At 64.3% G+C, this 24161-nt stretch carries 23 protein-coding genes and 1 tRNA gene; 13 read left to right on the forward strand and 11 right to left on the reverse strand.

Annotated elements, in window-relative coordinates; all coding sequences use genetic code 11:
• The first annotated feature begins 68 nt into the window (after positions 1–68).
• Positions 69–737, forward strand: a complete 669-nt coding sequence (locus tag GOQ09_RS21475; RefSeq protein WP_126747149.1) for an RNA pyrophosphohydrolase — start codon at positions 69–71, stop codon at positions 735–737.
• A gap of 22 nt (positions 738–759) precedes the next feature.
• Entirely contained in the window at positions 760–1278 is a 519-nt protein-coding gene (locus GOQ09_RS21480) for a CNP1-like family protein (RefSeq protein WP_242630906.1), read from the forward strand.
• 32 nt (positions 1279–1310) lie between these two features.
• Here the strand turns inward: GOQ09_RS21480 and proB are convergent, their stop codons facing one another.
• From proB to rplU, 4 genes are all read right to left on the reverse strand, one after another.
• On the reverse strand, positions 1311–2450 hold the full coding sequence (gene proB / locus GOQ09_RS21485) for a glutamate 5-kinase (RefSeq protein ID WP_157615538.1): 1140 nt from the start codon (positions 2448–2450) through the stop codon (positions 1311–1313).
• 111 nt (positions 2451–2561) lie between these two features.
• Positions 2562–3638: an Obg family GTPase CgtA gene (gene cgtA / locus GOQ09_RS21490; RefSeq protein WP_126746974.1), complete on the reverse strand. Its 1077-nt coding sequence runs from the start codon at positions 3636–3638 to the stop codon at positions 2562–2564.
• A 70-nt stretch (positions 3639–3708) separates the two neighbouring features.
• Complete coding sequence (gene rpmA, locus GOQ09_RS21495) at positions 3709–3969, reverse strand: 50S ribosomal protein L27 (RefSeq protein WP_028259150.1); 261 nt, start codon at positions 3967–3969, stop codon at positions 3709–3711.
• Positions 3970–3981: 12 nt separating this feature from the next.
• Positions 3982–4293 carry a 50S ribosomal protein L21 gene (gene rplU / locus GOQ09_RS21500; RefSeq protein ID WP_157615540.1) on the reverse strand — a complete coding sequence of 104 codons (312 nt, stop codon included), beginning with the start codon at positions 4291–4293 and terminating at the stop codon, positions 3982–3984.
• Positions 4294–4484: 191 nt separating this feature from the next.
• On the opposite strand from rplU, the gene GOQ09_RS21505 reads away from it, so the two are divergent.
• From GOQ09_RS21505 to GOQ09_RS21550, 10 genes are all read left to right on the forward strand, one after another.
• Entirely contained in the window at positions 4485–5477 is a 993-nt protein-coding gene (locus GOQ09_RS21505) for a polyprenyl synthetase family protein (protein WP_157616804.1), read from the forward strand.
• 49 nt (positions 5478–5526) lie between these two features.
• Positions 5527–5603, forward strand: a tRNA-Pro gene (locus GOQ09_RS21510).
• Positions 5604–5718: 115 nt separating this feature from the next.
• Positions 5719–7458, forward strand: a complete 1740-nt coding sequence (pilB, locus tag GOQ09_RS21515) for a type IV-A pilus assembly ATPase PilB (protein ID WP_157615542.1) — start codon at positions 5719–5721, stop codon at positions 7456–7458.
• 29 nt (positions 7459–7487) lie between these two features.
• A complete protein-coding gene (locus tag GOQ09_RS21520; RefSeq protein ID WP_157615544.1) occupies positions 7488–8717 on the forward strand; it encodes a type II secretion system F family protein in 1230 nt (409 codons plus the stop codon).
• Complete coding sequence (locus GOQ09_RS21525; protein ID WP_157615546.1) at positions 8717–9682, forward strand: prepilin peptidase; 966 nt, start codon at positions 8717–8719, stop codon at positions 9680–9682. The genes GOQ09_RS21520 and GOQ09_RS21525 overlap by 1 nt, the downstream gene beginning before the upstream one ends.
• 10 nt (positions 9683–9692) lie before the next feature.
• The gene (coaE, locus tag GOQ09_RS21530; RefSeq protein ID WP_157615549.1) at positions 9693–10295 is read left to right on the forward strand and encodes a dephospho-CoA kinase; all 603 of its coding nucleotides are present in this window, start codon (positions 9693–9695) and stop codon (positions 10293–10295) included.
• 74 nt (positions 10296–10369) lie between these two features.
• A complete protein-coding gene (locus GOQ09_RS21535) occupies positions 10370–11863 on the forward strand; it encodes an MBOAT family O-acyltransferase (protein WP_157616805.1) in 1494 nt (497 codons plus the stop codon).
• A gap of 1 nt (position 11864) precedes the next feature.
• Positions 11865–12905 (forward strand): hypothetical protein, encoded by a 1041-nt coding sequence (locus GOQ09_RS21540; protein ID WP_157615551.1) that lies wholly within the window; start codon positions 11865–11867, stop codon positions 12903–12905.
• A gap of 27 nt (positions 12906–12932) precedes the next feature.
• A complete protein-coding gene (zapD, locus tag GOQ09_RS21545) occupies positions 12933–13688 on the forward strand; it encodes a cell division protein ZapD (RefSeq protein ID WP_157615553.1) in 756 nt (251 codons plus the stop codon).
• A gap of 28 nt (positions 13689–13716) precedes the next feature.
• On the forward strand, positions 13717–13938 hold the full coding sequence (locus tag GOQ09_RS21550; RefSeq protein ID WP_157615555.1) for a DNA gyrase inhibitor YacG: 222 nt from the start codon (positions 13717–13719) through the stop codon (positions 13936–13938).
• A gap of 34 nt (positions 13939–13972) precedes the next feature.
• Here the strand turns inward: GOQ09_RS21550 and GOQ09_RS21555 are convergent, their stop codons facing one another.
• Genes GOQ09_RS21555 through secA form a run of 5 tightly spaced genes read right to left on the reverse strand, consistent with a single transcriptional unit; the run spans position 13973 to position 21364 of the window.
• On the reverse strand, positions 13973–15940 hold the full coding sequence (locus tag GOQ09_RS21555; RefSeq protein WP_157615556.1) for an acyltransferase family protein: 1968 nt from the start codon (positions 15938–15940) through the stop codon (positions 13973–13975).
• Between the two features lie 55 nt (positions 15941–15995).
• Positions 15996–16445 carry a (deoxy)nucleoside triphosphate pyrophosphohydrolase gene (locus GOQ09_RS21560; protein WP_157615558.1) on the reverse strand — a complete coding sequence of 150 codons (450 nt, stop codon included), beginning with the start codon at positions 16443–16445 and terminating at the stop codon, positions 15996–15998.
• Positions 16442–17317, reverse strand: a complete 876-nt coding sequence (locus GOQ09_RS21565) for an ATP-binding protein (protein WP_126746986.1) — start codon at positions 17315–17317, stop codon at positions 16442–16444. The genes GOQ09_RS21560 and GOQ09_RS21565 overlap by 4 nt, the downstream gene beginning before the upstream one ends.
• Positions 17314–18543, reverse strand: coding sequence for a bifunctional glutamate N-acetyltransferase/amino-acid acetyltransferase ArgJ (gene argJ, locus GOQ09_RS21570; RefSeq protein WP_157615560.1), 1230 nt, complete (start codon positions 18541–18543; stop codon positions 17314–17316). The genes GOQ09_RS21565 and argJ overlap by 4 nt, the downstream gene beginning before the upstream one ends.
• 28 nt (positions 18544–18571) lie before the next feature.
• Positions 18572–21364, reverse strand: a complete 2793-nt coding sequence (gene secA, locus GOQ09_RS21575; RefSeq protein WP_157615562.1) for a preprotein translocase subunit SecA — start codon at positions 21362–21364, stop codon at positions 18572–18574.
• Between the two features lie 190 nt (positions 21365–21554).
• Here secA and GOQ09_RS21580 point away from each other — a divergent pair, with 190 nt between their 5' ends.
• On the forward strand, positions 21555–21863 hold the full coding sequence (locus GOQ09_RS21580) for a hypothetical protein (protein WP_126746989.1): 309 nt from the start codon (positions 21555–21557) through the stop codon (positions 21861–21863).
• Positions 21864–21915: 52 nt separating this feature from the next.
• Here the strand turns inward: GOQ09_RS21580 and GOQ09_RS21585 are convergent, their stop codons facing one another.
• The gene (locus GOQ09_RS21585) at positions 21916–22899 is read right to left on the reverse strand and encodes a Bug family tripartite tricarboxylate transporter substrate binding protein (protein ID WP_157615563.1); all 984 of its coding nucleotides are present in this window, start codon (positions 22897–22899) and stop codon (positions 21916–21918) included.
• Between the two features lie 30 nt (positions 22900–22929).
• The gene (locus GOQ09_RS21590) at positions 22930–24141 is read right to left on the reverse strand and encodes a pyridoxal-phosphate dependent enzyme (RefSeq protein WP_157615565.1); all 1212 of its coding nucleotides are present in this window, start codon (positions 24139–24141) and stop codon (positions 22930–22932) included.
• Positions 24142–24161: the final 20 nt, after the last annotated feature.

A 24161-nucleotide genomic window follows, 5' to 3' on the forward strand; every position in this document is an offset into this window, starting at 1 on the left:
GAACTGGCCGCTTGCCGAGCGCAACCCGGCATGCATAATCGACTCAGTTCAAAAATTGGGGTTTGATTATGCTCGACCGGGACGGCTTCAGGCCCAACGTCGGCATCATCCTGCTCAACCAGAGAAACCAGGTTTTCTGGGGCAAACGCATACGCACGCATTCCTGGCAGTTTCCGCAAGGCGGCATAGACCGCGGGGAAAGTCCCGAACAAGCCATGTTCCGGGAACTGCACGAGGAAGTCGGGCTCCATCCGGAGCACGTGCGCATCGTGGCCCGTACCCGTGACTGGTTGCGCTACGAGGTGCCGGATCGGTTCATTCGCCGTGACGCACGGGGCCACTACAAGGGCCAGAAGCAAATCTGGTATTTGCTGCAATTGATCGGTCACGACTGGGACTTGAACCTGCGCGCGACCGACCACCCCGAGTTCGACGCCTGGCGATGGCACGATTACTGGGTGCCGCTCGATGTGGTCGTCGAATTCAAACGCGGCGTCTACGAGATGGCACTGACCGAGCTCGCTCGCTACCTGCCGCGGCAGGATTTCCGCAACCGTTTTCTGCGCAGCAATGTGCGCGCTCGCGAGTTCGAGCGCCACACGCCAGACGGCGGCGCGCCCGCGGGGCTGGACCTGCCGCCCGGCGGCAGTTTCGACCCGCATCCCGACATTCCTTCAGTGAGCGATGAACCTTCTTCTCCCGACAACAAAGCGCCTTTCCTTCCGTCGCAACGCTGAACGCGCCCTGCTTCTCCTGTGCGTGGCCGTGCTTGCCGGATGCGCATCGGGCAAGCACGACACCGACAACCCCGACTGGGCGCAGTCCGGCATGCCGCCGCCGCCCAAGCGGACCGAGTCGGACACCGAGTGGGCCGAAACCACGGCACCGCCGCCGCCCGCATTCAGCGAGAGCCGTCTGCTGCCGATCGAGATGCCTCCCTACATGACGCTGAAGTTCGGCGTCGATCCGAACACCATCGCGATCACGCCGGACGGCATCGTGCGCTACGTGGTGGTGGCACAGAACCGCAACGGCGGAGGCGCCAACGCCTTTTACGAAGGCGTGCGCTGTTCGACCGGAGAAATGAAGAGCTATGCCCGCTACAACAACGGGACCTGGCAGGAAACCAAGACGCCCGAATGGAAGCGCATCGACGACCTGAACTCGCGCTACGCCAAGGCGCTGTCGGTCCAGGCGCTGTGCCGCGGCAATGCGCCGCGCAACTCGGTCGGGGACATGGTGCGAAACCTGCGCAATCCGGTTCGCGAAGTCCAGTGAAACAGTAACCGGGCCTTGGGCCCCGTTTTTCATCAGCTCGGCATCAGCACCATGTTGTCGCGGTGCACCATCTCTGGCTCCGCAACATAGCCCAGCAAGCGTTCGAATTCCGATGACGGCTTGCGGCACAGCAAGCGCGCCTCGACGCTCGAGTAGTTGGCGAGGCCGCGGGCCAGCTCAACGCCGTCGGTGTCGCGCACGGCGATCACGTCGCCGCGCGAAAACTCGCCCGAGACGCCCGTCATGCCGATGGGCAGCAGGCTCTTGCCTTCGGCGCGCACCTTGGCCGCGGCGCCGGCATCGACGGTCACGGAGCCGCGCAGCTGCAGGTGGTCGGCCATCCAGCGCTTGCGGGCCTGGTGCTTGGCCGTCTGGGCGACGAGCAAAGTGCCGATGGCCTCGCCGCGTGCGAGGCGCAGCAGGGCATCGGGTTCGCGGCCCCAGGCAATCACGGTGGAAGCGCCGGAGCCGGCCGCGCGCTTGGCCGCCAGGATCTTGGTGATCATGCCGCCGCGGCCGAGGCTGGAGCCCGCTCCGCCCGCCATGGCTTCGAGCGCCGGATCGCCTGCCGCCGCTTCGTGCACGAACTTGGCGTCCGGATCTTTGCGCGGATCAGCCGTGAAGAGGCCTTTCTGGTCGGTGAGGATGACCAGCGCATCGGCCTCGACCAGGTTGGCTACGAGCGCGCCGAGCGTGTCGTTGTCGCCGAACTTGATTTCGTCGTTGACGACGGTATCGTTCTCGTTGATGACCGGCACCACGCCGAGCCTCAGCAGCGTGACGAGGGTGGAGCGCGCGTTGAGGTAGCGCTCGCGGTCGGCCAGGTCGGCATGGGTCAGCAGCACTTGCGCGCTGCCCATTTCGTTTTCGCGCAGCTTGGTTTCGTACATCTGGGCCAAGCCCATCTGCCCGACGGCCGCCGCGGCCTGGAGCTCGTGGACTTCGTGCGGCCGGGTGCGCCAGCCAAGGCGCTTCATGCCTTCGGCAATTGCGCCGCTAGACACCATCACGACCTCTCGTCCATCGCTAACCAGCGCCGCAAGCTGGCGGCACCATTCGCCGATGGCGCGTTCGTCCAGACCGCGCCCCTCGTTGGTGACAAGGCTCGAGCCCACCTTGACGACGATTCGGCGGGCGTCCCGCAAGGCAGTGGATCCGGAATTCGAGGTCATTTGAGGCTGTGGCGGTCGGTCTTGAAAGCTGCTTGTTCTGCTATGTGTGGAAAGCTGGCGTCGCATCGGCCTCGAAGCGGGCATCGGATGCCCGAGGAGGCCGCGCGGCTCTCAGTTTGGATCGGGCGGCAATTCGGCGAAGCGCGGATCGACCTCGGCCGGAACCTGTTCGGCCACCTGCTGCGCCTTGATGTGCTGATACACCGCCTGCACCAGATGTTCGCAGCCCTCGCGCGTGAGCGCGGAGATCTCGAACACCGGGCCTTTGAAGCGCATGCGTTTGACGAAGTCCTTGATGCGCGCCGCGCGCTCGTCGCCGGGCACCATGTCGAGCTTGTTGAGCACGAGCCAACGCGGCTTCTCGTAGAGCGCCGTGTCGTACTTCTTCAGCTCGCCGACGATGGCCTTGGCCTGTGCCACCGGATCGACGGACTCGTCGAACGGCGCGAGATCGATCACGTGCAGCAGCAGGCGGGTGCGCTGCAGGTGGCGCAGGAACAAATGGCCCAGGCCGGCACCTTCCGAGGCGCCCTCGATCAGGCCGGGAAGATCCGCGACCACGAAGCTCTGCTCCGGACCCACGCGAACCACGCCGAGATTCGGATGCAGCGTGGTGAAGGGATAGTCGGCAATGCGCGGGCGTGCGTTCGAGATGGCGCTGATCAGCGTCGACTTGCCCGCGTTGGGCATGCCGAGCAGGCCGACGTCGGCAAGCACCTTGAGCTCGAGCTTGAGGCTTTTCTTTTCGCCGGGCCAGCCGGGCGTCTTCTGCCGGGGCGCGCGGTTGATGGCGCTCTTGAAGCGCATGTTGCCGAAGCCGCCGTCGCCACCTTTGGCAATGGTGATGACTTCACCTTCCTTCAGCAGCTCGTAGAGCACTTCACCGGTCTCGGCATCGCTGATGATGGTGCCGACGGGCATCTTCAGCACGATGTCGTCGCCGGCCGCCCCAAACATGTCGGAGCCCATGCCGTGCTCGCCGCGCTTGGCTTCGTGGCGGCGCGAATAGCGGAAGTCGACCAGGGTGTTGAGATTGGAATCGGCCACCGCGTAGACATGGCCGCCACGGCCACCGTCGCCGCCATTGGGGCCGCCGAATTCCTTGTATTTTTCATGACGGAACGACACGCAGCCGTTGCCGCCATCGCCTGCGGCGATGTCGATGAAGGCTTCGTCGACGAACTTCATGGGGTATCCAGTGTACAAATGAAGAAGCCCCGGCAAAGCGGGGCTTCGAGCTGATCGAAGTGACCTGGGCTTATGCCGCGGGGGTCACGTTGACCATGTGCTTGTTCAGTGCGCCCTTGACGCCGAACGACACGTGGCCGTCGACCAGTGCGAACAGCGTGTGGTCCTTGCCCACGCCGACGTTCACGCCGGGGTGGAACTGGGTGCCGCGCTGGCGCACGATGATCGAGCCTGCGCTGATCAGTTCGCCGCCGAAAGCCTTCACACCGAGCATCTTGGGCTTGGAATCGCGCCCATTTCGCGTTGAGCCGCCGCCTTTTTTCTGTGCCATGGAATCTGCTCCTTAGCCGGCGATCGCGCCGATTTGCAGTTCGGTGAACTGCTGGCGATGGCCTTGACGTTTCTGATAGTGCTTACGACGGCGCATCTTGAAGATGCCAACCTTGTCGTGCTTGCCGTGCGACAGTACCGTGACTGTCACCGTTGCGCCGGACACCAGGGGCGTACCAACCTTGATTTCGCTGCCGTTGCCGACTGCGAGAACTTGGTCGATCACGATTTCCTGGCCTACATCCGCAGCAATCTGTTCTACTTTAATTTTTTCGCCGGAAGCAACGCGATACTGCTTGCCGCCGGTTTTTATGACCGCGTACATGTGAACCTCTTGGGAGTATGAGCTCTACGGCGAATTCCGCAGAGCCCAAGATTCTAGCACGGTTTGCACGCGCTAACATGGTTTCCGCCCAAGCCGGCCCCGGACGACCTCCCGCTCGTCCCTATAATCTGCGCCTTCCGGCCTCGTGCCGCCGCTACCTTCCGCACTCAGACGCGCCGCGCGCAAACGCTTTGCCAGTTCACGCCGCCGATACCTCCCCCACCGCCACTGTGCTGGATTTGATCGCCGGCGACATGGTCGAAGTCGACCATGTGATTGCGCGGCGCCTCGATACAGGCGTGCCCCTGGTCAGCCAGGTTTCGAAGTACATCATCTCCGCAGGCGGGAAGCGCCTGCGCCCGGCACTTCTGCTGCTCATGTCGGGGGCCCTCGGGTACACCGGCGAACAGCGCTTCAACCTGGCGGCGGTGGTGGAGTTCATCCACACCGCCACGCTGCTGCACGACGATGTTGTCGACGAATCGACCTTGCGGCGCGGGCGCCCCACGGCCAACGAATCGTTCGGAAATCCGGCCAGCGTGCTGGTTGGCGACTTCCTGTACTCGCGCGCCTTCCAGATGATGTTGGATGCAAACAACATGCGCATCATGCAAATTCTGGCCGAAGCGACCAATGTGATCGCCGAAGGCGAAGTGTTGCAGCTGATGAACATGCATGACGCGTCGCTGGACGAAGCCGCCTACCTGCGCGTGATCCGCTCGAAAACCGCCAAGCTTTTCGAAGCCAGCACGCGGCTTGCCGCCGTTCTGGCCGGCGCCACCCCGGAAGTCGAGGAGGCCTGCGCCACCTACGGCCAAGCGTTGGGCACGGCCTTTCAGGTGATCGACGACGTGCTCGACTACGCCGGTGATGCGCACGAAACAGGCAAAAACGTGGGTGACGATCTTCGCGAGGGCAAGACGACGCTGCCCCTGATCTTTGCCATGCGGCGCGGCAGTGCCGAGCAGGCCGAACTGGTGCGCGCGGCCATTCAGGCGGGCGATACGGCCCAACTGGGCAAGATCGTGGAAATCGTCCACAGCACCGGGGCGCTGGAAGCATCGCGCGCCGCGGCAGCGGACGAAGCGAAACGTGCGATTCACGCATTGCGCGACTTTCCGTCCAATTTGCATGCCGACGGTTTGCTACAATTGGCGGCTCAGTTGCTTGAGCGACGTGCCTGAACACCTCACAAGAGTTGGCAAGGACGACTTCTCTTTTTCTGCAACCAATCGGGGTGTAGCTTAGCCTGGTAGAGCGCTACGTTCGGGACGTAGAGGCCGGAGGTTCGAATCCTCTCACCCCGACCAGTCTTTGAGGCTGGCACAAATAATGCCCGTGCCTGTTGCTGTGTAGCGATTTACAGGACGCGGGTGTTCAGCGATGATCGTGAAGCATTTTTTCACATCTTTTGCAATTCGCTGAATGGCTGCCGCCGAACTTCCTGTTAAAGAAAACACGCAAATCGCCCTTCCGGGCCTTGCGCGCGCCTTGGTTTCGGCCGGCAAGCTTCCTGCAAAAACAGCGGAAGACATCTACCAGAAGTCGCTGAGCAGCCGGACCAGCTTCATTGCAGAGCTGACCGGCAGCGGCGCCGTCTCGGCCGCCGACCTGGCCCACACGCTTTCTTCCGCCTTTGGCGCTCCGCTGCTCGACCTGGACGCGATCGACCACCAGCGGCTGCCCAAGGACCTGCTCGACCCGAAGCTGTGCCTTGCATACCGCATCGTGGTGCTCAGCAAGCGCAACAACCGTCTCATCGTTGCGACAGCGGACCCTTCCGATCAGCAGGCCGTGGAAAAGATCAAGTTCGCGTCCCAGATGGGCGTGGACTGGGTCATTGCCGAGTACGACAAGCTGTCGCGCATGATCGAGGCCGCTGCTGTCAGCGCATCGGAAACCCTCAACAATATCGTCGGCGGTGGGGATTTCGAGTTCGATGACGTCACGGCGGACACCTCGGGCGATACGAACGAACAGGCGGCTATCGCCGAAGTCGAGGATGCCCCGGTCGTCCGGTTCCTGCACAAGATGCTGCTCGATGGCGTCAGCATGCGCGCATCGGACATTCACTTCGAGCCGTACGAGCACAACTACCGGGTGCGCTTTCGCATCGACGGCGAACTGCGCGAAATCGCCAGCCCGCCGACGCTCATCAAGGACAAGTTGGCCTCTCGGATCAAGGTCATTTCCCGGCTCGATATCTCCGAAAAGCGCATCCCGCAAGACGGGCGCATGAAGCTCAAGATCGGCCCGGATCGCGTGATCGATTTTCGGGTGAGCACTTTGCCCACGCTGTTCGGCGAGAAGATCGTGATCCGTATCTTGGATCCGAGCAGCGCGCGGCTTGGCATCGATGCGCTTGGTTACGACGCGGACGAAAAAGAGCGGCTGCTGAGTGCGATCGGCCGTCCTTACGGCATGGTGCTGGTGACGGGCCCCACGGGTTCCGGAAAGACGGTGTCGCTCTACACCTGCCTGAACCTGCTGAACCAGCCCGGCGTCAACATTGCCACGGCGGAAGATCCGTCCGAAATCAACCTGCCCGGGGTGAACCAGGTCAACGTCAACGAACGCGCCGGACTCACCTTCGCCGCCGCGCTGCGCGCCTTTCTCCGGCAAGATCCCGACATCATCATGGTCGGTGAAATCCGGGACCTCGAAACAGCCGACATCTCGATCAAGGCCGCCCAAACGGGCCACCTGGTGCTTTCGACGCTGCACACGAACGACGCGCCGACCACGCTCACACGCATGCGGAACATGGGCATCGCGCCGTTCAACATTGCCTCGAGCGTCATCCTGATCACTGCGCAACGCCTGGCTCGCCGCCTATGCCATCTCTGCCGCGCGCCGGCCGACGTGCCGCGCCAGGCCCTGCTCGATGCGGGCTTCAAGGAAGAAGAGCTCGACGGCTCCTGGAAGCCCTATCGTCCGATCGGCTGCTCCGCGTGCAACGGCGGCTACAAGGGCCGCGTCGGCATCTACCAGGTGATGCCGATCTCCGAAGCTATCCAAGCCATCATCCTGCGCGACGGCAGCGCGTTGGACATTGCGCGCCAGTCCGAAGCCGAGGGCGTTCGCTCGCTGCGGCAGTCCGGTCTCAGAAAAGTCATGCAAGGGCTTACCTCACTCGAGGAAGTGGTGGCGGTCACCAACGAATAACGAACACACCGTAAGAAATCGGAGATCGAATGGCAACAGTGGCATCCAAGCGCACTTCAAACACGCTCAAGGAATCTGTCTACGAGTGGGAAGGCAAGGACCGCAACGGCAAGCTGGTGCGCGGCGAACTCCGCGCGGCCGGCGAGAACCAAGTGCAGGCCGCATTGCGCCGCCAGGGCGTTCTTGCATCCAAGATCAAGAAGCGCCGCATGCGCTCGGGCAAGACGATCAAGCCCAAGGACATCGCGATCTTCACGCGCCAACTGGCAACGATGATGAAGGCGGGCGTTCCCTTGCTGCAGTCGTTCGACATCGTCGGCCGGGGCAACGCCAACCCGAGCGTTGCCAAGCTGTTGAACGACATCCGCAGCGACGTGGAGACCGGAACCTCGCTTTCGGCGGCCTTCCGCAAGTTTCCGAAGTATTTCGACAACCTCTACTGCAACCTGGTGGAGGCTGGCGAGGCCGCCGGTATCCTGGAAGACCTGCTGGACCGCCTTGCCACCTACATGGAAAAGACCGAGGCGATCAAGTCGAAGATCAAGTCGGCGCTGATGTATCCGACGTCGGTGGTGGTGGTGGCGTTTGTCGTGGTGGCCATCATCATGATCTTCGTGATTCCTGCGTTCAAGCAGGTGTTCACTTCCTTCGGTGCCGATCTGCCCGCCCCAACGCTCTTCGTGATGGCCATGAGTGAGTTCTTCGTCTCGTACTGGTGGCTGATCTTCGGCGGAATTGGCGGGGGCATTTACTTCTTCCTGCAGGCCTGGAAGCGCAACGAAAAAGTGCAACGCGTGATGGACCGCGCACTGCTGCGCGTGCCGATCTTCGGCACTCTCATCGAAAAATCGTGCGTGGCCCGCTGGACCCGCACCCTGGCCACCATGTTTGCCGCGGGCGTTCCACTGGTCGAAGCACTCGATTCCGTGGGTGGCGCATCGGGCAATACCGTTTACGGCGACGCCACGGCCAAGATCCAGCAAGAGGTCTCGACCGGCACCAGCCTCACCACCGCCATGACCAACGTCAACCTGTTTCCCTCGATGGTGATCCAGATGACGGCCATCGGTGAAGAGTCCGGCTCCATCGACCACATGCTGGGCAAGGCCGCCGACTTCTACGAATCCGAAGTGGACGACATGGTGGCCGGCCTCTCGAGCCTGATGGAGCCCATCATCATCGTGTTCCTGGGCACGATCATCGGCGGCATCGTGGTGTCCATGTACCTGCCTATCTTCAAGCTGGGCCAAGTCGTTTGATGCTGGTTTCGCGGGAGTTCGACGCCGCTTTCGCGGGCGTCCTGGGCCTGCTGGTCGGCAGCTTCCTCAACGTGGTGATCTACCGCACCCCGGTGATGATGTACAGGGGCTGGCTGGCGGATGCCGTGGCCAATCTCATGTCGTCCAAGGATGCACCATCGCTCTGGGCGCTGGTGTTCGGGCCGAAATCAGCGCCTCCTGCCGGGCTTGAAGCCGCTGCGGACAAGGCTGCCTTGGCTATCGAGAACTTGCCGCCCTTCAACCTGGCCCAGCCGGCATCGCGTTGCGGGGCTTGCGGGCACAGGATCCGGTGGTACCAGAACATTCCGGTGTTGAGCTATCTCGTGCTGCGGGGCCGTTGCGGCGCCTGCAAGACGTCCATCAGCCCGCGCTATCCGCTGGTTGAACTGATCACGGGTGCGCTCTTCGCGCTTTGCGCCTATCGCTTCGGCCTGACGTCCACCGGCGCACTCTGGGCGGCGTTCGCGGCGCTGCTCGTGTGCCAATTCCTGATCGATTTCGATACGCAGTTCCTGCCGGACTCGCTCAACTACCCGCTGCTCTGGCTGGGACTCGTCGGCGCGGCCATGGGCTGGACGGGCGTTGCGTTGAGTTCCGCGGTCTGGGGCGCCGTGTTCGGCTACCTGAGCCTCTGGCTTGTGTACCATGGCTATCGCCTGGCCACAGGCAAGGAAGGCATGGGATATGGCGACTTCAAACTACTGGCTGCGTTGGGCGCATGGCTCGGGGCCGACTACCTCATCGCCATCGTCCTCGTTTCTTCGCTGGTGGGCGCAGTGATCGGCCTCACGCTGCGGCTCGTCGGCAAGCTGGCGCACAAGGACATTCCCATGGCGTTCGGCCCCTTCCTCGCCGGGGCGGGCCTGGTCTGCCTTGTCGTGGGCCCTGAAGTCGTGCGGCAGTGGATTCCCTTCGCCTTTCCGCTCGGCCCATTGATTCGTTGAAGAGCGCGTGATGCGGCGCATCGGCTTGACGGGCGGAATCGGAAGCGGCAAGAGCACTGTCGCGGCGTTGCTGGTCGCCGAGGGCGCCGTGCTCGTCGACACCGACGCCATCGCGCGCCGCATTGCCGAACCCGGCGGCATTGCAATGCCCGCCATCGAAGCCGCGTTCGGCCGCACCGTGGTCGCGTCGGATGGCGGCCTCGATCGCGCCGGCATGCGGCAACTCGTGTTCGCCGACAGCAGCGCCAGGAAGCGCCTAGAGTCGATCCTCCACCCGCTGATCGGCGCCGAAACGGAACGGCTGGCTGCGGCCGCAGGGCAGTCCCCGGTCGTTTTCGATGTGCCGCTTCTGGTCGAATCCGGCCGCTGGCGCGCCAACGTCGACAGGGTGCTCGTGGTCGATGCGACCGAGGAAACGCAGCTGCGCCGCGTCATGGCGCGCTCGGGCTGGACGCCCGACGCCGTGCGCGCAGTGATCGCCCAGCAGGCTGCGCGCAGGCTGCGCAGGGCGGCCGCGGATGCGGTCATTTTCAACGAGTCGCTCTCGCTGGAGGAACTCGGCCGAGAGGTACGGAGTCTCTGGAAGCTGTGGGCTTCGCCCGGCACGCGATAATTCGAGACTTGCCGCAGCAGCGGCTGCACAACGATCAAGACAGAGAAGGCGCCACCGGGGTGCCATTCCCCGCGATGCTTTTCAACTCGTATCCTTTTATTTTTGTCTTCTTTCCGCTGGTCCTGATCGGTTTCTTCCTGATCGGCAAGCGCAATGCTCGGGCCGCTGCCGGGTTTCTTGCCCTGGCATCGCTGTTCTTCTACGGCTGGTGGAGCGTCAAGGCGCTTCCGCTGCTGCTAGCGTCGATCTGTATTAACTACTGGTTCGGCCTGCGCCTGACCCCCGCTCCAGGGCGGGACGAACGCAAGCGAAAGTCCCTGCTGATCATCGCGCTGGTGGTCAACCTCGGCGTGCTGGCGATCTTCAAGTACGCCAATTTCTTCGTTTCGAATGTGAACGACGGGCTGGCCGCGGCGGGCCTCTCGCAGATCCCGCTGCTGCACATCGTGCTGCCGATCGGCATCTCGTTTTATACCTTCACCCAGATCGCCTTCCTGGTCGACTGCTGGCAGGGCAAAGTGCATGAGCGCAGCTTCATCCACTACGTGCTGTTCGTCACCTATTTTCCGCACCTGATCGCCGGCCCGGTGCTGCACCACGCGCAGATGATGCCGCAGTTCGGCAACCCATCCACCTACCGGGTCAACGCCAGCAACATTGCGCTGGGCCTGGGTATCTTCACTTTCGGCCTGGCCAAGAAGATGCTGATTGCCGACCCGCTCGGGCAGTACGCGGACATGATGTTCAAGGGCGTGCACGAGGGCGTGCTGCCCTCGCTGTACACCGCGTGGCTCGGCGTGCTTGCCTATACGCTGCAGATCTATTTCGACTTCTCGGGCTATTCGGACATGGCGGTCGGCCTGTCCCTTTGCATGGGCGTGCAGTTGCCGCTCAACTTCCGCTCGCCGTACAAGTCGACCAACATCATCGAGTTCTGGCGCCGCTGGCACATCTCGCTTTCGAACTTCCTGCGCGACTATCTCTACGTGCCGCTCGGCGGCAACCGCAAGGGCCCGGCCCGGCGCTACCTGAACCTGTTCCTCACCATGCTGCTGGGCGGCCTGTGGCACGGCGCCGCATGGACCTTCGTGATCTGGGGCGCGCTGCACGGCCTCTTCCTCATGGTCAACCACCTCTGGAACGCCACGGTCCGTCGCGGCAAGACAAGCTCGTCACGCCTCGGCCGCGTGCTCGGGTGGTTCATCACCTTCCTGTGCGTGATGGTGGCGTGGGTGGTTTTCCGCGCCGACAGCATGACGGCGGCCGTCGAGATCTACAAGGGCATGCTGGGCATGCACGGCGTGATTCCGAGCGCTTTCGGCGAGTTCAAGGTACCGTTCCGCAAACCCGAGTTCTTCCAGACGATGCTGGCCGGCCTCGTCATCTGCCTGGCGCTGCCTCCGACCATCACGCTCGACCGCTGGATCCCGTCCGTCGCCGCGCTTGCCGGCCGTCCCGCGCTCAACCGCATTGCGACGCTGCTGACGGCGTTGGGATGCGTTTTCCTCTTCGGACTGTGCGTGTCGAAATTCGGCAACTACAGTCCCTTCCTCTATTTCCAGTTCTGACATGGAAGACACGAAACCGGCCCGCATGTGGCTCGCCATCTTCGCTGCAGGCTTTCTTGTCTGCGCCGCGCTGCTGGTCACCAGCCTGCTGACGCCCATCCCATATGGCGACCTGACACGCATCGGGCGCATTTCCGAACGCGATTTCGGATGGCACCATCCGCCTCCGCCTATTCCGGACGCCAACATAAAGGCCTCATCGATCCAGGAAGCCGATGTGCTTGTGATCGGCGACAGCTTTTCGGTTCGCTATGCCTGGCAGTCGCCGTTGGTCGGGGCTGGCTATCGCGTCGCCACCACGCACTGGGACAAGACTGGGCCGATGTGCAGCGACTTCTCGGAATGGGTGCGCAAGTCAGGCTTCAAGGGCAAGGTCGTCATCATCGAGAGCATCGAGCGCCTGCTCCAGGGACGCATCGAAGACTCGAAGGAATGCGCGGCCATGAAGCACACCTTCGTGCCCTCGCCTCCTCCGTTTGAAAATCCGTCCAAGCAGGCTCCTACCGAGTTCCGCCTGAACTGGGACGCAGAGCTGCTCAGGGGCTGGCTGACCTATCGCAATACCCGCGCCATCGAGCGTTCCGAGAGCTGGACCAACACGCCGGACCGCTGGGGTCCGCTCATTGACGCGCGCACCGTTCCCGACGGCTGCAAGCAATTCAGCCACGTCGCTTGCAACAAATTGCTCATGACGGCCGAAGACCGCCTGATGGCGCCGCTCACCGCGGACTCCGCCGCTTTCATGGCGAAGTTCACGGAAAAAATGGCGCCATCCCTGCGCATCATCTGGATGGTCGTGCCCAACAAGAGCACGGTATACCTCGACCAAAACCATGCCGCCGCGTTCCGCAGCACGTTCAACGACCTGAAGATCGGGCCCGATCTTTTTACACTGTCCGAGCAGAACCGCTTCAAAATCACGGACTTGTATCCTGCCAACGAAACGCACGTTTCCATCGCAGGGTATCTGCTCTTCGGTCAGCGTATGCTGGAGGCTGTGCGTGAAGTGCAGCCCAACCCGGCGGCCGCGAAATCGCCTTGAACTCGTCCCTCACATGAACCCGAACGCGTGATCCTCTACGAGTACCCATTCAACGAGCGCATCCGAACCTACCTGAGGCTGGAGCACCTGTTCCGCCGCCTCGGCGAACTGGTGCCGGCGGAATCCGCGCTCTCCCATCATTTCGCCCTGGTCACGATTTTCGAGATCATGGACGTTGCCGCGCGCGCCGACCTCAAGGCCGACGTCATGCGGGACCTGGAAAAGCACAAGAACGTCTTCAATAGCTACCGCGGCAATCCAGCAATCGCCGAGGCGGCGCTGGACCAGGTCGTCACCCAACTCGAGCGCAATTTTTCGGCACTCAACAGTGTGTCGGGCAAGGCCGGCCAAGCGTTGACCGAGAACGAGTGGCTCATGAGCATTCGCAGCCGTGCCGGCATTCCGGGCGGCACCTGCGAGTTCGACCTGCCCGCGTACTACGCCTGGCAGCACCGCAGCGCACAGAGCCGGCGCAAGGACCTGGAGCGGTGGTCGAGCACGCTCGCGCCACTGGCCGAATCCATTTACCTGCTGCTCAAGCTGCTGCGCGAGGCCGACGTGCCCTACAAGGTCATCGCCACCCACGGGCAGTTTCAGCAGAACCTGCCGCAGGGGCGCAGCTTTCAGCTGCTGCGCCTGCGGATTGACCCGGCACTCGGGCTGGTGCCCGAAATCAGCGGCAACCGGCTCATGGTTTCGGTGCGAATGATGCGCCATGAGGCCGACGACCGCCTGCACCAGAGCACGGAAGACGCCGCCTTCGAACTCACGCTCTGCGCCTGAGCGCAGCAGCGCGCCAAAAACATACGCCATGAGCAACGGCAGGACCCACAACGACATCGGCGAGCGGATCGTCCGCTGCCCCGCCTGCGGCGGAGACAGCATCTACGCCGCCAGCAACCTCTATCGGCCTTTTTGCAGCGCACGCTGCAAGGGCATCGATCTCGGCGCGTGGGCCAACGAGGAATTCAGGATGCCCGCCGAAGAGCCGCCGGACGAAGAGACCTTCGGCGACCCCAAGCTGAAGCAGTAGCAGGCGCCGCAGCCGCCGCAGCGCCTCCTCCGCGCTACTTCTTGGGCGCCGCGCCGCCGTCGTTCAGCAGCGCGCGATCCATGTAGGTTGCGAACGAGCGGGTGTACTTGGGCCGCAAGTGGCCCGCGTCCTTGTATGCGGGAGCACCGTCGGACATGGTGCGCAGGCACTGGCCATCCGCCGTGCACAGGTTCGCAACCGCGTCGATCACTTCCACGCCGCTCGCAATGCCGATCTGCCGAAGGCGATCGTTCAACTCGCGCTGGTCCTGCGGTATCGGCAGCGTCGGGGTTGTCGTCGAGACCTTCATGGAGGTCAATCGGCTGCCTTCGAGCAAGCGCTTCGGCTCGAAATCGGGTGCTACCGGAATATCGAGCAGCAGAAAAACCTTCTTGCCCTTGCCCGTCAGTTCTCGCAGCAACTGGCCGAGCGAGTCGAACGCCAGGGCCATGCCATCGCCGCCCCGGAACTGATGGGCCGCGCCTGCCGCATCGCGGAAGTAGTAGCCCGGTGCGCCGCCCGCGATGAAGTAGCAGTTCCAGCAGCCACCGATCACCACCGTGTCGATCTCAGGGCTCCGGGCGAATTCGAGCACTGCCGTGCGCCGCTCGGCGCAGCCAATGTTCGCATCCGCGTAAACACCGGGAATCGGCGGGCAAGACCCCTGCGTTGCAAAGTAGATGGTGTTGGCCTTGTCAGGCACCGTCCGCGCAAGCTCCTCGGCACGCGGGCCATACTGCTGCACATGGCTGTCGCCGATCAGCAGGCTCTTACGCGAACCCTTACCCACCTGGTAGAGCAAGTGCCGCCCTAGTTCGTAGTTCTTGAAATCGTCGTAGTACCCCACGTCGGCCGCGGCCTCGGAGATCTGCTGAAGGCGAATGTCGTGATGGCGCGGTTGCAGCACGCCAGAGAAGACCACCAGGCCCACGACCACCAGCGCAATGCCCAGGCCAGCCAGCCAGCGCAGCAGGCCGGGGCTGGTGCGCGTGCGCGTGTAGCGCTCGACGAACCTGTAGGTCAGCCACGCCAGCACCACGCTCGCGACCACCGCGCCCGCACGCACGGGCAGCGACGGCAATCCGTCGCTCAGAACGCGCGCATAAGCGAGCAGCGGCCAATGCCACAGATAAAGCGGATAGCTGATGAGCCCGATCCACACCATCACCCGGTTCGACAGCAGGTACTTGTTCAGGAAGCCCGTGGGCCCGGCCGCAATGCAGCTCACCGCACCCAGCGTGGGCAGCAGCGCCCACCAGCCCGGAAAAGCCTTGTCGCCGCGGATCATCACCAGTCCGAGTCCGAGCAGGCCCACGCCGACGACGGACTGCACGTGGCTGCGCAAGCGGCTCGGCACTGCGGGCTTCAGCCGCATGCACGCCAGGATGCCCCCCACCATCAACTCCCAGAAGCGCGAAGCCGGCGAATAGAAAGCCGCCGTGCGAAACGGATGGATCGTGAGCACATTGACGAGAAACGACACCACCGCAATCGCCAGGATCACGCGGATCATCGGCCAGCGGCGGCGCCAGGCCACGCCCAGCAGCACCGGCCAGAAAATGTAGAACTGCTCTTCGATGCCGAGCGACCACAGATGCAGCAGCGGCTTGGTTTCGGCGGCCGAATCGAAATAGCCGGCATCCGCCCAGAACACGAAATTGGCAAAGAAGGCCGCGCCACCCGTGACCTGCTTGCCCAGCTGCGCGAACTCGTCGGACAGCAGCATGTACCAGCCGAAGCACAAGGTGGCCAAGAGCACCAGGATGAGGGCCGGGAAGATGCGCCGGATGCGCCGCGCGTAGAAGTCGCGATAGCTGAAATCACCCGCCACCTGGCTCTGCAGAAGAATGGTCGAGATCAGGTAGCCCGAGATCACGAAGAAGATGTCGACGCCGATGAAACCGCCGGGCAGCACGCCCGGAAACGCGTGATAGATCACCACGGAGGCCACGGCAATGGCACGCAGGCCGTCTATGTCCGGTCGGTACTTGGGATGCAGCATCGAATGGGGTCGTTGAACGCGCTGTGGCGGTCCTGGTTGTTTCTCTTGAAGGCGCCTATGCCGCCGACCCGGCGGCATGAGGAAGTCCGCGCTCCTCGGCCAGCCATTCGAGCACCGGCATGGCGCCGGGCAGCACAGGCGTCACATCCAGCGGCAGCTGCTGCCAACGCATTTCCTGCCCTTCGCGCATTTCGAACTCACCGCTCCAGGCCGTGACCTTGCACCAATGCAGCCGCACCAGCGCATGCGGATAGTCGTGCTCGGTGACTTTCCAGACCTCGGCGCCCGCAATGGTGATGCCGAGTTCTTCCTGCAGCTCGCGCCGCAGCGCTTGCTCGACCGTTTCGCCGGCCTCGATCTTGCCGCCCGGAAACTCCCAGAAGCCTGCGTACGCCTTGCCGTCGGGCCGGGTCGACAGCAGCAATGCGTCGTCCGCCAGACGGATCAGCACGCCGACGGCGACTTCAGTGTGCTTGCGGCCCTGGGGCTGCGGCTGCGCGCTCATGCGCTGGCCCGCCCCGCGTAGTCGCGCGCAAACTGGTAGGCCACGCGGCCGCTGCGCGAGCCACGCTCGAGTGCCCACACCAGCGCCTCGGGCCGTGCCGCTTCGATGGCAGCCTCGCCGACGCCGAACGACGACAACCACTGCGCAACGATGGCCAGGTATTCGTTCTGGCTGAACGGATAGAAGCTGACCCACAGGCCGAAGCGCTCCGACAGCGAAATCTTCTCTTCGATCACTTCGCCGGGATGCACTTCGCCGTCCTCGGTGTGGGTGTACGAAAGGTTGTCCTTCATGTATTCGGGCAACAGGTGGCGCCGGTTGCTGGTCGCGTAGATCAGCACATTGGGCGTGGCCGCCGCGATCGAGCCGTCGAGAATCGACTTCAGCGCCTTGTAGCCCGGCTCGCCTTCGTCAAAGCTCAAATCGTCGCTGAACACGATGAATTTTTCGGGCCGCTGCGACACCACTTCGACGATGTCCGGCAGGTCGGTCAGTTCGGCCTTGTCGACTTCGATCAGGCGCAGGCCCTGCGGCGCATAGGCCTGCAGGCAGGCGCGAATGAGCGACGACTTGCCCGTGCCGCGCGCGCCGGTCAGCAGCACGTTGTTGGCCGGCTTGCCTTCAACGAACTGGCGCGTGTTGCGCTCGATCTTTTCCTTCTGGACGTCGATTTCCTTCAGTGAATCGAGCGCCATTGCGGCCACATGCTTCACCGGTTCGAGCACGCCGTGGCCCGAACTGCGGCGCCGATAACGCCATGCGATCGACGCGTTCCAGTCGGCGGGTGCAGCCAGCGGCTGCGGCAGGATCGACTCGATGCGGCCGATCAGCTGCTCGGCGCGCTCGATCAGCTTCTGGAATTGCTCATTCATGACCTGTAGTCGGCGTTGATGGTCACGTAGTCGTGGCTCAGGTCGCAGGTCCAGACCGTCTCGCTCGCATTGCCGCGGCCCAGGCCGATGCGCACTGTGATCTCGCTCTGCTTCATCACGCGCTGGCCGTCTTCCTCGCGGTACGACGGATTGCGCCCGCCCTTCACCGCCACGTGCACGTCGTCCAGGAACAGGTCGATGCCGGTCTGGTCCAGGTCGGCAATGCCCGCGTACCCCACGGCCGCCAGGATGCGGCCCAGGTTCGGATCGCTCGCAAAGAAAGCCGTCTTGACCAGCGGCGAATGCGCCACGGCATAGGCCACTTGCCTGCACTCTTCCGGATTGCGGCCGCCATCGACCTGGATGGTGATGAACTTGGTGGCGCCTTCGCCGTCGCGCACGATGGCCTGCGCGAGCTGGCGCGCCACGTTCTGCATCGCAGCAACGAGCGCTTGCCCTTCGGGCGAATCGAGCGAGGTGATGGTTGCGTGCGCGGCCTTCTGCGTCGCGATGACCACGAACGAGTCGTTGGTCGAGGTGTCGCCGTCGATGGTCACGCGGTTGAACGAAGCATCGGCCAGGCGCTTGGCCAGCGGCTGGATCAGCGACGGATCGATCTTCGCGTCGGTGGCCATGAAGCCCAGCATGGTCGCCATGTTCGGGCGGATCATGCCCGCGCCCTTGCTGATGCCGGTGATGGTGACAGTGGCGCCGCCGACCTGAGCCTGCTGGCTGAACGCCTTGGGAATCGTGTCGGTGGTCATGATGCCTTCGGCCGCACGCGCCCAGTGGTTCTCCGAAGCATCGGCCAGCGCGGCGGGCAGGCCAGCTTCGATGCGGTCCACCGGCAGCGGCTCCATGATCACGCCGGTGGAGAACGGCAGGATCTGCTCGGGTGCGATTTCCAGGTGCCGCGCCAGCGCGATGCAGGTGGAGCGCGTGCGCATCAGGCCGTCTTCGCCGGTGCCGGCGTTGGCGTTGCCGGTGTTGATGACCATCGCGCGAATGCCGTAGCTGGCCGCCAGGTGGTCGCGGCAAACCTGCACCGGCGCCGCGCAGAAACGATTCTGGGTGAACACCCCGCCGACCGCCGATCCTTCGTCGATCAGCACGACGGTCAGGTCCTTGCGGTTGGCCTTGCGCACGCCCGCTTCGGCCACGCCGATGCGGACGCCAGGCACCGCGAACAAGGCGGCAGGATCAGGAGCGGACAGGTTCACGGGCATGGGAGTTTCTCTTCTGGAGTTTTCTGGGTCAGCTGAGCTTGCCGTGGCACTGCTTGTACTTCTTGCCACTGCCGCAAGGGCACGGGTCGTTGCGGCCCACGCGCGCAAAGGCGGCCGCCTCTGCGCTGAGCGTGCCAAGTCCCAATCCGGCGGCCGCGATGCGGCGCTGGTTTTCCTCGTCGAGGCGAACCTCTACCTCGCCGGTTTCGGTCGGCGCGCTGTAGGTGATGTTGGATACGTTTTCGCCGCGGCTCTCGAGCGCATCGGCCGCCTGCTCGAGCTGCTCGCCCGATTGCACGCGCACGGTCATCAGCTGGCGCGTGACTTCGTTCTTGACCGAATCGAGCAGCTGTCCGAAGAGCTCGAAGGCTTCGCGCTTGTATTCCTGCTTGGGCTGCTTTTGCGCATAGCCGCGCAGGTGGATGCCCTGGCGCAGGTAGTCGAGCGAAGCCAGGTGCTCGCGCCAGTGCGTGTCGATGCTCTGCAGCAGCACCATGCGCTCGAACTGGGTGAAGTTCTCCTGGCCGATCAGCGCCACCTTGGCGTCGAAGGTGTCGTTGGCGGCCTTCACCACCTTTTCGACGATATCTTCGTCGCTCACGGCCTCGGCGGCCTCGACTTCGCTCTTCAGGGGCATGTCGATGCCCCACTCGTTGAAGAGCGTCTTCTCCAGGCCCGCCAGGTCCCACTGCTCCTCGACCGATTCGGCCGGCACGTACTGCCGCACCAGATCGATGAAGCAGCCTTCGCGCAGCGCCGCGATCTGCGCCGTGAGGTCGGCCGCGTCGAGGATGTCGTTGCGCTGCTGGTAGATCACCTTGCGCTGGTCGTTCGACACGTCGTCGTACTCGAGCAGCTGCTTGCGGATGTCGAAATTGCGCGCCTCGACCTTGCGCTGCGCGCTTTCGATGCTGCGCGTGACGATCCCCGCTTCGATGGCTTCGCCGTCGGGCATCTTCAGGCGATCCATGATCGCCTTCACGCGGTCGCCCGCAAAGATGCGCATCAGCGGATCGTCCAGGCTCAGGTAGAAGCGCGAAGAGCCCGGGTCGCCCTGGCGGCCCGAACGGCCACGCAGCTGGTTGTCGATGCGGCGCGACTCATGGCGCTCGGTCGCGATGATGCGCAAGCCGCCGAGCGACTTGACGAATTCATGGTCCTTGGTCCACTCGGCGCGGATGCGTGCCACCTCGGCCTGCTTGGCGGCCTCGTCGAGCGACTCGTCGTTTTCGACCGCCTCGATCATCTTCTCGATGTTGCCGCCCAGCACGATGTCGGTACCGCGGCCCGCCATGTTGGTCGCGATGGTGATCATCTTCGTGCGGCCGGCCTGCGCCACGATGTCGGCTTCGCGCGCATGCTGCTTGGCGTTCAGCACCTGGTGCGGCAGCCCTGCCTTGGTGAGCAGGCCGTCGATGATTTCGGAGTTCTCGATCGACGAGGTGCCCACCAGCACCGGCTGGCCGCGCTCGTAGCACTCGCGAATGTCCTGGATGGCTGCTTCGTACTTTTCGCGCGTGGTCTTGTAGACGCGGTCGAGCTGGTCCTCGCGCTTGCTGATGCGGTTCGGCGGAATGATGACGGTCTCGAGACCGTAGATTTCCTGGAACTCGTAGGCCTCGGTGTCGGCCGTGCCGGTCATGCCGGCCAGCTTGTTGTACAGGCGGAAGTAGTTCTGAAAGGTGATCGAGGCAAGCGTCTGGTTCTCGGCCTGGATCTGCACGCCTTCCTTGGCTTCCACGGCCTGGTGCAGGCCGTCGCTCCAGCGGCGGCCCGTCATCAGGCGGCCGGTGAATTCGTCGACGATGACCACTTCGCCCTGCTGCACCACGTAATGCTGGTCGCGGTGGTACAGGTGCCGAGCGCGCAGCGCGGCGTTCAGGTGGTGCATCAGCGTGATGTTCGCCGGATCGTAGAGCGAGGCACCTTCAGGCAGCAGCTTGAATTCGCTCAGCAGCTGTTCGGCCTTCTCGTGGCCGTCTTCGGTCAGGAACACCTGGTGGGTCTTCTCGTCGACCGTGAAGTCGCCCGGCACCGTGACGCCCTCGCCCGTGCGCGGATCGGCTTCGCCTTCCTGCTTGGTCAGCAGCGGCACCACCTTGTTGATGGCCAGGTAGAGCTCGGTGTGGTCTTCGGCCTGGCCGCTGATGATCAGCGGCGTGCGGGCCTCGTCGATCAGGATGGAGTCCACCTCGTCGACGATGGCGTAGTTCAGCGTGCGCTGAACCCGGTCACCCGGCTCGTACACCATATTGTCGCGCAGGTAGTCGAAGCCGTATTCGTTGTTGGTGCCGTACGTGATGTCGCTCGCGTAGGCCTGCTGCTTTTCCTCGCGCGGCATCTGCGGCAGGTTGATACCCACCGTAAGACCCAGGAAGTTGTACAGGCGGCCCATCCATTGGGCGTCGCGGTTGGCGAGGTAGTCGTTCACCGTGACCACGTGCACGCCCTGGCCCGACAGGGCATTCAGGTACACCGGCAGCGTGGCGGTCAGGGTCTTGCCTTCGCCGGTGCGCATTTCGGCGATCTTGCCGTTGTGGAGCGCCATGCCGCCGAGCAGCTGCACGTCGAAATGGCGCATCTTCATGACGCGCTTGGAGCCTTCGCGAACAGTGGCAAAAGCTTCGGGCAGCAGGGCATCGAGGGTTTCGCCCTTGGCGATGCGGTCCTTGAATTCCTGGGTCTTGGCGCGCAGCCCGTCGTCGGTGAGCTTCTCGAATTCGGGTTCCAGCGCATTGATGCGCTCCACCGTCTTGCGATACTGCTTGAGGAGCCGGTCGTTGCGACTGCCGAAAATCTGGGTCAGGAAGTTGGTTGCCATTGGCGTGGAGATGGGCGTGCACCTGACCAGGCAGGCACTGCGACCGGATTCCCTAAGATATGGTGAAAGCAGTTGGGCGCGCCTTCTTCGAATGCAAGCCTCGAAAGCAAGCGGCTCAGACCGGATCTGCCGGCGCAAGCGTCGGCAAACCGGGCATTTTAGCTGCCTTGTTCCACCCTTCGGATTACCCATGAATCGCCGCTCCGTCCCGCCCGTCACGCTGCACCAGGCCGCCGAAGGTTCGCCCACCCTGGCAAGCCTGATTGCGCGCGCGCGCGACTCTGGCGACCGGCTGCGGGCGGTCGAGGGATTGATTCCGCCGGCCATGCGCCCGGCCGTGCAGGCCGGCCCGGCCGAAGGGGATGTGTGGTGCCTGCTGGTCAATGGCAGCGCCGCCGCCGCCAAGTTGCGCCAGCTGTCGCCCATGCTTGTCACCCGGCTGCGAAACCGGGGTTGGGACGTGAACACGATCCGGATCAAGGTGCAATCCGGGCGCTGAAAGAAAAAGGCGGCCGGCCGGGCCCCGGGCCGCCGATCCGGCCAATCTCTATCTATTGCGGCTGAAGCCCGATGTCGTGCGCCACCTTCTGCCAGCGCTCGGCCTCCGCGCGCATGAAGGCCCGCAGCTCGCCTGTGGTGGAACCCTTCAGCTGCACCCCCAGCGCCGTCATGCGCTCCCTCACCGCCGGATGGTCCAGCGCCGCGATGGCTTCGCGCCGCAGCCGCTCGATCACCTCCAGCGGCGTGGTGGCTGGCGCGACCAGGGCCCACCACTGGTCGATCTCGAGCCCCTTGAGCCCGCTCTCCGCCAGGGCAGGCACCTCCTTCAGCCCCGGAAGGCTCACGCGTTGCGCGCTCGTCACCAGTAGCGGACGGATCCGGTTGGCTCCCATCAGGCTGGAGCCGCTGGCCAGGGTCGCGAAATGCCCGCCCACCGTGCCCGCCGCCACATCGGTGAGCGCCGGCGCCGATCCGCGGTAGGGAACCATGTTGAACTTGATCCTGGTGCGGTTCGCCAGCAGTTCGGCCGCCAGGTGGCTCACCGTGCCCGCGCCGCTGTGGGCGATGGCCGGTGGCATCGGGCGCGTGCCGGCGGTCTTGACGAAAGTCTTGAAATCCCGGCTGTCGTCGTCCATGCCCGCAAAGAAGACGAGGGGCGAGGTGCCGATCATCGTCACCGGCGTGAAGTCGCGCAGCAGGTCGTAGGGCAGCCGCGCCGTTACCGCGGGCGCAATGGCGTGCGGCAATTCGACAATGGCCAGCGTGTAGCCGTCGGGCGCGGCCTTGGCCGCCGCCTCGGTGCCGATCTGGCCAGCGGCGCCAGGCCGGTTGTCGACGATCACCGAGCTGCCGAGCGTCTGGCTCATGCGCTGCGCCATGGCGCGCGCAATGGCATCGGTGCTACCGCCCGCCGCCCAGGGCACGATCAGCTTGATCGGTTTGTCGGGAAAGGCCGCCCAGGCGCGCTGCGCCGTGGTGCAGAAAAGAGCGGCCGATCCGGCAGCCAGGAAGGCGCGGCGTTGCATTGCTTGCATGGTTTCGATTCCTTTGGGCAACTGGAGGGCTCAGGCGGCCGGGTCGGGCCAGCTCGGGTCGCGCGAGGCGTTGGCAGTCAGCATCAGCACCACGTGGGCATCGCCTGCAATGGCGCCGCCTTCGCGCAGCTGGCGCACGGCGTCGAGTCCGCCCGCGGCGCAAAGCTCGGCACTCATGCCGGCTGCCGTGAGCTTCTGCCTCGCGGCGCGGGCCTGGTCGTCGTTGACCACCACCGCACCGCCCCCAGAGGCAGTGGCGGCCTGCCACTGCAAAAAGGTCACGGTCGACCCAGCGGTGGAAAACTGCGCGGTATGGCCCGGATACACCCCGTTGAGTGCGCCGCCGGCCAGCACGCGCGAGAGCCGCGCAAAAGGTTCCACCAGCCAGAGCCGCGGCAGGCGCGCAATGCGCCCCGCAGCCAGCAAATCGCCAAAGCCCGCGTAGATGCCCCAGGCCAAGTCGCCGCGCGCCGTGGGAATCACGATGTGATCGGGCAGGCCGCCCTCGTTCAGGCACTCCAGGGCAATGGGCTTGTAGCCCTCGATCGCCAGCGGCGCGCTGCCCAACGCGGGCAAACGGTAATTCGTCAGCGCGAAATAGCCCGCATGCTGTGAGCGCTCACACACGAAAGCCCAGCGGCCGGCGTTGTCGGCAAAGGTGTAGCGCCGGGCACCAAGGGCGTCGAGCTGCCGTGCATAGGCCGCCGGCAGGCCTTCGTACGTTGCCACTTCGCAGCCCAGGCCTGCGGCCCACGCATAGTGCGCCGCGGAGATCGCGGCGTTGCCCGACGAGGCCAGCACCAGCGTGTGGGCGCCGAAGTCCAGCGCCTGGGCTACGCCCACAGCCGTCATCCGATCTTTATGCGAGCCGGTGGGGTTGGACGATTCGTCCTTGAGCGCGAGACGTGCCACGCCGAACTCGCGCGCCAGTTCCGGCATCTCCAGCAGCGGCGTGCCGCCCTCGCCCAGCGTGAACCCTGGCGTGTAAGGCATGGGCAGCGGGCTGCCGCGGTCGGGCAGGTAGCTGGCACGCAACCCGGCGTGGACGCCCATGGCACGGCAGGCGGGGCAGCCCTCGTTCGCCAGGGTGAGCGGATAAGGAGCCTCGCAGCGCAGGCAGCGAAAGCCCTGCAAACGGGGGTTTCTCACCGGCTGCGGCGGGCGCGCCCGCGCGGTGTTCGCCGAATCGGCGGGCGGCTCGGAAGGCGAGGCGAACTTGAAGTGCATTACGGGCGCGGGCATGTTTCAGGCGGTCTCGGGTA

Source organism: Variovorax paradoxus (assembly GCF_009755665.1).
Lineage (GTDB): Bacteria > Pseudomonadota > Gammaproteobacteria > Burkholderiales > Burkholderiaceae_C > Variovorax > Variovorax paradoxus_G.